The organism is uncultured Limnohabitans sp. (genome assembly GCF_937889215.1).
Lineage (GTDB): Bacteria > Pseudomonadota > Gammaproteobacteria > Burkholderiales > Burkholderiaceae_C > Limnohabitans_A.
The window spans coordinates 1-6,559 of record NZ_CALBEX010000534.1 but is presented as its reverse complement, the minus strand read 5'-3'; the positions used below and the strand labels follow the sequence as shown (position 1 = coordinate 6,559).

The window sequence follows — 6,559 nt, the reverse complement described above, 5'->3', positions numbered from 1 at the left end:
TCAGTTTTGCGTTCTGCCAACCGGCGCCCCGTGGCCGTACTCAGCCACAACAAGGCCGCGTTCTACATGGTCGAGCCTGCTTTGTTTGAAGCCATGCTGGATCAAATGGCAGACCGTGATCTGGAAAACTTGGTCAGATTACGCTTGGAGCAAAAGGCGCAAGCCATTTCGGTGGACATCGACACGGTTTAAGCGGTGACTTACGCCTTGAAATTCTTGCCTGAGGCTTTGGCCGAATGGCAGGCACTGGATGGCTCCGTCAAAGAGCCTTTGCGTAAACTGCTCAAAAAACGCCTAGAAAACCCACACGTCCCTGGCGGCGCATTGCATGGGGACTTGCAAGGTTACTACAAGATCAAACTGCTCAAGCAAGGCGTCCGACTGGTTTACGGTGTTGAGGACGATTTTCTGATCGTCATGGTCATGGCTGTTGACCGCCGCGAAAACAGCAGGGTCTACCAATCCACCTTGGACCGGCTACTGGGCTCCAAGCCTTAAAGCTGCAAGAACACCCGGCCACCCTCCACCTTGACCGGCCAAGTCTTGGCCGGCTCGGTCGCCGGGCCGCAGGCCACCGAGCCGTCATGCAGGCTGAACTGGGCCTGGTGGAAGGGGCATTCCACGTGATCGCCTTCGACAAAGCCTTCGCAGAGCTTGGCGTTGCCGTGGGTGCACAGGTTGTTGATGGCAAACACCTCGCCGTCCACGCTGAACAGCGCAATGTCTTGGCCCTCTGGCGTCACGGCGATGCCCGCACCTTCAAACAAATCGGCCTCGGCGGCCACGTCGGTCCACTCGGTTTTTTTGGGGGTCATGATCATATCGGGTAAATGATGGCGTTGGGGATCATTTCGCTGTCGTACACACACAGGCGCTCTGCGAACTTCAGGCCCTCTGGGGTGGGCACGATGGTGTCGATGTAGCGGTCCACATTGAACACCGTGCTGGCCTTGTCGAGCTTGGTGCGGAACACCGCATAGTTGGCCTCGGCATGGATGCGCTCACCGTCGACACGCCGCACCACCGGCGCACCCACCACATGGCGCTGGTAGTAAGGGTCGTGGTACAGCGTTTCCTGGATGCCATAGACGCGGTCTTTCAACATCCCTTTGCTGGTAAACGACAGCGTGCACAGCGGAAAGCCGCGCTGATGGTTTTCTCGCGGGATGAGTTTGTACACGCATTGCTCGGTAAAAAACTCGGGCCATAAATCCCAATGGCCGCTGTCCACAGCCAGGGCGTAATCGGCATACAGGCGGTTCAAGGCCATGTGGGTTTCAAAGTTCACCATATTCATGCCTCCATCACTTTGCGCCAGTATTCGTACATGCCCCGGATCAGGGTCTCGGTCACCATGTGGTCGGTCTCGCCCACATCGCGCCCGCCCAGCTCCACCAGCATGCGGTGCTCGGGTTTGGTCTCAAAGGCTTGCTGCGAGAACTCGATCACCTCGCCGTCGTCCGCACTCACAAAACCGGCCGGGCCAAACAGGTTGGACTGGCGGAGGCGGCGCTCGGTCATCTCGGGTGTGTCGTCCTCAAAGCCGAAATGCGTCCAGACAAAATCAAACGCACCATGCCCGTCGGGCTGGATGTGGCGGGTGGACACGCTGTTGACCTGCTGCTGAAAAATCACGCTGGGGAAGAGCGTCATCATCACGGCCGTGGGCATTTGCTCTTCCATCTGCCACCAGCCCTCGGGCACGATGTCCAGAAAGCTCGGGTCGTTAAGCTGCATGCTGTCCTTGAAGCTGCTCACCTGCGTGACCTGAGAGGCCGCGCCCGTGGCCTGGCCCGCGCTGCCCCGGGTCGAGATCATGGCGGCGTGGCGGTGGTGCGCGTCCATGCGCAACTCGCTCTTGTTGTCGGCACGCCAAAGTCCAAAGGTCACAAACCAGGTGTGCAACAGACCGGGGTGGTAGGGGTCCTTGATGTTTTCCTGCATCAGCTTCCAGTTGCCCGGAATGCGCTGTCGGTTGTAGCCCAACACCACCAGCTTGCGGCCGTTGAACAGGCGGTCAAAGTATTTCAGGATGGTCGGCCCCATGAAGTCTTCAAGCGACTCCACACCGTGGTCAAACGACGCAAACACCACGCCACCCCGGGTGGCCACTTTCAGAGCCGTCAGGCCGTGGTCTTTGGGGTCAAAGTCGGCGGGCATGCCACCGTTGACTTTGCCGTCTTGCCGCACACCGCGCCGAAACGGCACGCCTTGCAAATCGCCTTTGAGGGTGTAGCTCCACTGGTGGTAAGGGCAAACAAACTCTTTCTTGTTGCCATGGCGCTCACGGCAAAACTGCATGCCCCGGTGGGCGCAGACGTTCTCGACCACATGGATCTGGCCGCCCTCGCTGCGCGTCATGATGACCGAGCGCTCGCCCACCACGGTGCGTTTGAAATCGCCCACGTTCGGGATCTCGGCCTCCAGGCCCACGTAACTCCAGTGGCTTTTGTAAAAGAAGCGCTCCAGCTCCTTTTTGTGCCGGTCTTCGTCGGTGTACACGGCAAACGGGATGCGACTGGTGCCGTCCGTTTCCCAGTGGATGGTTTGTTCGCGCATGGTGCCTCTTTGGATTCAAGGATTTTGCAGGTCGGAATTTCAGCTCCGACGCTGATCTGGATGGAAGGCGACGGTGTGGGGGATGAAGCCGCAGACCAACAGGCTCCGACAGCCAAGATTTACAAGATTCAATTCTTATCATGGCGAAACACACCAATTCAGTAAATCGAAATTAGAAGATAATTATTATCCGAATTTCAAATATTGCTCAACCCATACGCCATGGAACTCGCCCGACTGGACTTGAACTTGTTGCTGGTTTTTCACCACCTGCTGCGCGAAAAACGTGTCTCTGCTGTGGCTGTGGCCTTGGGCATGAGCCAGCCCGCCGTCAGCAGCGCCTTGGGTCGGCTGCGTGCCAGCCTGGGCGATGAACTTTTTTTGCGCACCCAGCAGGGCATGCTGCCCACGCCTTACGCCTTGCAATTGGCCGAACCCGTGGCCACCGCCCTCGACGGTCTGCAGCAAGCGCTGCAAGTGCGCGCCTCCTTTGACCCAAACACCAGCGAACGCTGCTTCACGCTGGCCATGACCGATGTGGGTGAAATGTATTTCTTGCCTGTGTTGATGGATGCGCTGGCTCAGGCCGCACCCGGTGTCACGCTGAACGTGGTGGCTGTGACCAACGCCAGCCTGAAGGACGACATGGTCTGCGGGCGCACCGACCTGGCCCTGGGCTTGTTGCCGCAATTGCAGGCGGGCTTTTTTCAGCAAGCGTTGTTTCGCCAGCCCTATGTGTGCCTGATGCGCAAAGACCACCCTCTGGGGAATACGGCAGCATTGACGCTGAAAGACTTTGCAGCCGCCAGCCATGTGCAAGTGATCGCTGCGGGCACCGGGCACGGCCGGGTCGATGGCGCTCTGAGCGAAGCCTTGGCGCGACAAGGCCTGCAGCGACGCATCAGACTGACCGTGCCGCATTACGTGGCACTGGGCGATGTACTGGCTCACTCAGATCTGATCGCCACGGTGCCCGAACGCTTTGCTGAACGTGTGGCGGGGCCCTTCGCCCTGATCACCCGCGCCCTGCCAGTGGTGGTGGACGGCAGCGCAATTCACCAGTTCTGGCACGCCCGCCTGCACCAAGACCCAGGGCACCAGTGGTTGCGGGCATTGGTGGCGCAGAGCTTTGGCGATGAATCCAAGGCGTGACACACAGCGCATTTAAAGACCTTAAGGATGCCTTCAGTACCGACATGAGTCCAAGCGCACAACGTTTTCTAATCCATATTAAGCATTATCAATTATTACAATTTTATTAAGGCTGAAACTATATAATTACAAATGTTTATTAACAGCCAGGACCCGACATGCTACAAATGATTTACAAACGTCACCGCCCCGCTCTTGCAGGTCTGAGCCTGATCAGCCTGTGTGCATTGCAAGCCACTGCAGCAGTGCATCAAGACCAAAACGGCAATGAGGGGTACGACACATTGGCCGAATGCACCGCAGCCATCGAATCGGGCAGCGCCAAGTTTTACCAACCCTACACCAACCATCCCCCCTTCAAGCGTGCTGGCGAAGTCGAAGTGCGTCCGATGGCCTTGAAAGACCTCAGCGTTGCCGATTACAGCAAAGGCTCCTGCGACTTGGGCGTTGGGCGTTCAAATGGGCGCGATGGCGTCAGTGGCGATTTGATCGGCAAATTTGTCCCATATGCACCTCAAATGCCCATCAACGCTTATTTTGATAACTCTGGCAACTTGGTGCGTGCCAGCATGCTGCAATGCGACAACAATTTCAGCGGTGCGTTTCCCCGACCATTGGGCGTTGCTGTCAGCAACACCGAATGCTTTGCCACAGTCCAGATTCAGGCGAAGTTTGAAACCAAAACCGAGCGTGTGGTCAAAGTGCCAGAAACGCTGCGCATGGAGGTCATACCGGCCACTTACAAGAGCATCTCTGAGCAGGTGTTGGTTGTGCCCGAAATCAAAAAACAAATGACCATACCGGCCACCTACAAAACCGTCGAAGAAACCGTGGTTATTCAAGCCGCCTCCGAGCGCGAAGAACCCATACCGACCACTTACAAAACGGTCAGCGAACGCATTCTGGTCAAGCCCGAAAGCACACGACTGGAAGTGATTCCTGCCACTTACAAAACGGTCAGCGAAAAGGTGCTGGTCACGCCTGAAAGAAAAGGCCTCAAGGTGATCCCGGCGCAGTACGAAGACCGCGAAGAGACCGTGGAAGATCGCCCCGCCACCACCATCGCGAAAGCGCTGCCTGCCACGTTCAAAACGGTGACTGAGCGCGTCATGATCAAGCCCGAAAGTGTTGCTTATGTGCCCCTGGCCTTGCCCATGAAAACCGTTCGCGAAGAAATGACTTTGCGCGAAGCCAGCAGCCGCATTGAGGTGACACCCGCCATCTACAAAAACGTCACGGAGCGGGTGGAAGTTAAGCCTGCCAGCACCCGCCTTGAGACCATTGGTCCTGTTTTTGAGACCGTGACCGAGCGCGTCAAGATTGCCGATGCGCACAAGGAATGGAAACGTGGCCGTGCCTGGATCGGCCAGGCACTGGATATTCGCCCCCTAAAAGGTTTTGTGATCGGCGCAGACAACACAGCCTTTGATGGCAACCGCATCGACATCCCTGCTGCGGCGAACAACAGCAAAGCCGCACTGGAAACCCGCGTGCTCACGGGCGACAACACCAACCTGGATGACGACGTGCTTGGTAGAAATCCCTGCCCAATACCAAACCATCAGCCGCCAAGTCCTCAAGACGGCGGCCACCACGCGTGAAGTCAGCGTCCCCGCTGAATACGCCACCGTGACACGCCGGGTGCTGGAGCGCGCTGCCAGCAGCAAAGAGGTGGTCATTCCTGGCCAAGTGCAAACCATCACTCGCCAAATCATTGATGTGGAAAAACTGAAAAAGCAAGGCTATCGCTTTGATGACAATGGGGACATTGTGGCCACCCCGCAAGGTGACCGCGTTTTGCGCGCCTCCAGCCTGCAAACCACCAAAGACAACGCCAGCAAGACCCCCTCCGCAGGCGCAGAATCTGGCGAAGAGGCCTATGTGCGTGAAGTCGTGACCCCCGAGCAATTCACCGATGTAGCGCGTCAAGTGTTAGACCAGCCGGCCCGCGTCATCACCGTCGAAGTGCCAGGCACCACCAAGGTCGTCAAATCGCGTGTGGAAATCATTCCTGCAAAAACCGAAGAGGTTCTGATTGCCCCTGCGGTCTATGGCAGCATTTCCAAGCAAGTGCTTGACACCCCCGAAAGCACCCGTGAAGTGGTCATACCCGCTGAATACAGCACGGTGGAGCGACAAGTCATTGACACCCCCGCATCGGTGCGCAAGATTCCTGTGCCAGCGCTCACGCAAGTGGTCTCACGTCGTGTGATTGATCAGGCCGCAAGCGTGCGTGAAGAGATCGTCCCAGCGGTCTACACCACGGTCAAACGGCAAGTTGTCGACGTTCCCCCTCAAGTGCGCGAAATCAAGGTGCCCGCGCAATACGAAGACTTGCCTTATCAAGTGAAAGTCGCCGATGCCCGATTGGAACGCCGTTCGGTGCTGTGTGAGACCAACGCCACACCCTCGAAAATCATGGAAATTCAGCGTGCATTGCTGACCGCAGGTCACAACCCCGGCGCGGTGGACGGCGTGATCCGAGCCAACACCATGCGGGCTGTCAACGCTTATCAAAGGGCCAACAGCTTGCCAGTTGATGGCTTCCTGAACTTGGAAACCGTGAAGGCTTTGGGCGTGTCGCCCAACTGAGTGACCCCTTCGCCAAAAAGATCGCCCCACCGGGGCGTTCTTTTTTGGTGCCGATGTGCCGCCTGCATACCGCCCTTTGTCTCAACCCGTGCGCGAACTTTAGCCGCCACAGTCGAGGTCAAACGGGCTTTTTTGATGCCCACTGCCCACCACTCCAGGAGGCCTTAGCCGATTGAACACGGGATCGTTCGGGTGCCAGCACCCCCTCTTACAATCGTCCTCATGTTCCAATTCGACCTGCTCAAAACCGACCCCT

Annotated in this window: 8 protein-coding genes; 5 read left to right on the top strand and 3 right to left on the bottom strand. The window is 57.5% G+C overall.

Features of this window, described 5'->3' with window-relative positions; genetic code table 11:
- Both Q0341_RS13530 and Q0341_RS13525 read left to right on the top strand, forming a co-directional pair.
- Positions 1 to 192, top strand: a 192-nt coding sequence (locus Q0341_RS13530) for an antitoxin (RefSeq protein ID WP_299514306.1), incomplete at its 5' end; no start/stop codon positions are given.
- A gap of 3 nt (positions 193 to 195) precedes the next feature.
- A complete protein-coding gene (locus Q0341_RS13525; protein ID WP_299514303.1) occupies positions 196 to 498 on the top strand; it encodes a type II toxin-antitoxin system RelE/ParE family toxin in 303 nt (100 codons plus the stop codon).
- On the opposite strand, the gene Q0341_RS13520 is transcribed toward Q0341_RS13525, so the two are convergent.
- From Q0341_RS13520 to Q0341_RS13510, 3 genes are read right to left on the bottom strand one after another with little or no spacing between them, the layout of a single operon-like run.
- Positions 495 to 815: a non-heme iron oxygenase ferredoxin subunit gene (locus tag Q0341_RS13520; protein WP_299514300.1), complete on the bottom strand. Its 321-nt coding sequence runs from the start codon at positions 813 to 815 to the stop codon at positions 495 to 497. The two genes, Q0341_RS13525 and Q0341_RS13520, sit on opposite strands and share 4 nt — an antisense overlap.
- 2 nt (positions 816 to 817) lie before the next feature.
- Entirely contained in the window at positions 818 to 1,297 is a 480-nt protein-coding gene (locus tag Q0341_RS13515) for an aromatic-ring-hydroxylating dioxygenase subunit beta (RefSeq protein ID WP_299514298.1), read from the bottom strand.
- Positions 1,294 to 2,559: an aromatic ring-hydroxylating dioxygenase subunit alpha gene (locus Q0341_RS13510; RefSeq protein ID WP_299514296.1), complete on the bottom strand. Its 1,266-nt coding sequence runs from the start codon at positions 2,557 to 2,559 to the stop codon at positions 1,294 to 1,296. The genes Q0341_RS13515 and Q0341_RS13510 overlap by 4 nt, the downstream gene beginning before the upstream one ends.
- A 222-nt stretch (positions 2,560 to 2,781) precedes the next feature.
- Here Q0341_RS13510 and Q0341_RS13505 point away from each other — a divergent pair, with 222 nt between their 5' ends.
- The 3 genes from Q0341_RS13505 (at position 2,782) to Q0341_RS13495 (ending at position 6,303) form a co-directional block, all read left to right on the top strand.
- The gene (locus tag Q0341_RS13505) at positions 2,782 to 3,711 is read left to right on the top strand and encodes a LysR family transcriptional regulator (protein ID WP_299514294.1); all 930 of its coding nucleotides are present in this window, start codon (positions 2,782 to 2,784) and stop codon (positions 3,709 to 3,711) included.
- Positions 3,712 to 3,869: 158 nt separating this feature from the next.
- Entirely contained in the window at positions 3,870 to 5,312 is a 1,443-nt protein-coding gene (locus Q0341_RS13500; RefSeq protein WP_299514290.1) for a hypothetical protein, read from the top strand.
- Positions 5,230 to 6,303, top strand: a complete 1,074-nt coding sequence (locus Q0341_RS13495; protein ID WP_299514287.1) for a peptidoglycan-binding protein — start codon at positions 5,230 to 5,232, stop codon at positions 6,301 to 6,303. The genes Q0341_RS13500 and Q0341_RS13495 overlap by 83 nt, the downstream gene beginning before the upstream one ends.
- The last annotated feature ends 256 nt before the right edge of the window (positions 6,304 to 6,559 follow it).